The following is a 1,697-nucleotide window of genomic DNA, read 5'->3' as shown; positions in this document are numbered from 1 at the left end:
CCCGACTTGGGCCACGGTTGGCTGATTCTGGGGTCTGCGGGGCTGTGACCTGGGGTGTTGTGTCGGGAGGCACGCACTAAATGGGTCGGGTTCTATGGTGTCGGATGTGGCGTACGTGCGGACGGTGAAGACGGCGTCCGGAGCGCGGGCGGTGCAGATCGTGCACTCCCAGCGGCGGGGCTCGCGGGACATCGAGCACATCGGATCCGCGCACACGGATGCGGATCTGGAGCTACTCAAGGCGGTGGCGCGGCAGCGGCTGGCCGCGGGGCAGGGCGAGTTGGACCTGCGACTGCCGGGCAGCCCGGCCAACCAGGGCGCAGCGTTGCCGATCACCTCGTCACGGATGGGGCATCTGCTGGACGCGCTCGGCCGTGGCTACGACGTGTTGGGGTTCGCGTCCGCGACTGGCCGGGACGAGGTGTTCAAGGCGCTGGTGTTGGCCAGGATCATCGAGCCGACCAGCAAGCTGGACTCCCTACGGGTACTTGCCGAGGCCGGTATGGACCCGCCGTCCTACCGGACGGTGAAGCGACGGCTGCGCATCTACGCTGGCGCCGATCAGAACCCCGACGACGCCGCCCGGGACGCCGATGACTCGGAGCCTGGGCAAGTCGATCCCGCTGGCGGGCGGTGGCGGGCCCGGCTGGCACGCGCCTGCGCCGAGCACGTCAGCTTGGGCCCGACGACGTTGCTGCTCTACGACGTCACCACGCTGTACTTCGAGACCGACGAAGCAGACGGGTTCCGCGAGCCGGGATTCTCGAAGGAACGCCGGCTGGAGCCGCAGATCACTGTCGGGCTGCTCACCGACGGGTCGGGGTTCCCGCTGATGGTGCACGCGTTCGAGGGCAACCGGGCCGAGACCACCACCATGCTGCCGGTCCTACGGGCCTTCCTGAACGCGCACCACCTGCCGGATGTCACGGTCGTAGCCGACGCCGGGATGGTGTCAGAGGCGAACAAACGCGCCATCGAACAGGCGGGGCTGTCGTTCATCCTCGGTGCCCGCGTCCCCGACGTGCCCTACGTCGTCACCGAATGGCGCGACGCCCACCCCGACACCGAGATCCCGGACGGGCACGTGTTCGTCCAGCCCTGGCCCGCCGGTCCCGGAGACAGCCGCCGCGACCACACGATCTTCTACCAGTACAAGGCGGATCGGGCCCGACGCACCCTTCGGGGTATCGACACCCAGGTCGCCAAGGCCGAGAACGCCGTCGCAGGCCGGACAGCGGTCAAGCGGAACCGGTACGTGCGCCTGACCGGCGCGACCAAAAGCGTGAACCGGGCCCTGGAGGCCAAGAACCGGGCCCTGGCCGGGATCAAGGGCTACATCACCAACCTGCCCAACCCCCAACCCGAGCAGGTCATCGGCGCCTACAGCCGGCTGCTACAGGTCGAGAAGTCCTTCCGGATGTCCAAGACCGACCTGGCTGCCCGGCCGGTCTACCACCACACCCGCGAATCGATCGAAGCCCACCTGACCATCGTGTTCGCCGCCCTGGCCGTGTCCCGCTGGATCGAGAACACCACCGGCTGGACCATCAAACGCTTCGTCACCACCGCCCGCCGCTACCGCACCATCCACATCCAGGCCGGGGAACACACGATCACCGCTGCTGACCCCCTACCCGACGACCTCCACGCCGCTCTCGACGCGATCCACGGCACGCACTAATTGGCCCAAGTCGGGT

Annotated in this window: 1 protein-coding gene; it reads left to right on the top strand. The window is 68.4% G+C overall.

All coding sequences use genetic code 11. The features are described 5' to 3' along the window. Positions 1-151 precede the first annotated feature (151 nt). On the top strand, positions 152-1,681 hold the full coding sequence (locus ACIBPB_RS33625; protein WP_396843257.1) for an IS1634 family transposase: 1,530 nt from the start codon (positions 152-154) through the stop codon (positions 1,679-1,681). Positions 1,682-1,697: the final 16 nt, after the last annotated feature.

The organism is Micromonospora sp. NPDC049836 (assembly GCF_044465125.1).
In the GTDB taxonomy this organism is placed as follows: domain Bacteria; phylum Actinomycetota; class Actinomycetes; order Mycobacteriales; family Micromonosporaceae; genus Micromonospora.
Note: the sequence above shows the minus strand (reverse complement) of the source record. Positions and strands in the feature narration are given on the sequence as shown.